The sequence below is a fragment of the Paenibacillus zanthoxyli JH29 genome, from assembly GCF_000520715.1.
In the GTDB taxonomy this organism is placed as follows: domain Bacteria; phylum Bacillota; class Bacilli; order Paenibacillales; family Paenibacillaceae; genus Paenibacillus_AQ; species Paenibacillus_AQ zanthoxyli.
Map to the genome: position 1 here is coordinate 1 of NZ_ASSD01000532.1, position 379 is coordinate 379.

The window sequence follows — 379 nt, forward strand, 5'->3', positions numbered from 1 at the left end:
GGGCGTATACGGTTTCTACCGGAAATACTCTGCCGGGACACCGGACAACCGGAGCGCCGCCAAGCAGCCCGGACACCTTCTCTCCGTCAAGCGTTGCCGACATCACGAGGATCTTCAAGTCCTCACGGAGCACAGCCTGTGTCTCCAGTGAGAGCGCAAGCCCTAGGTCGGCATTCAGGCTGCGCTCGTGGAATTCGTCGAAGATGATAAGGCCGGTATCGCCAAGCGAAGGGTCGTCCTGAAGCATCCGGGTCAGCACGCCTTCGGTTACGACGATAATGCGGGTGTTAGGCCCCGTCCTGCTGTCCATGCGCATCCGGTAGCCCACAGTTTGGCCTGCCTGTTCACCGAGACAGGACGCCATATAGGCGGGGGGCGC

1 protein-coding gene is annotated in these 379 nt (G+C 61.2%); it reads right to left on the reverse strand.

The window, feature by feature from the left end:
* A partial coding sequence (locus L691_RS29615; RefSeq protein ID WP_332249100.1) for a DEAD/DEAH box helicase occupies window positions 1–379 on the reverse strand: 379 nt, incomplete at both ends.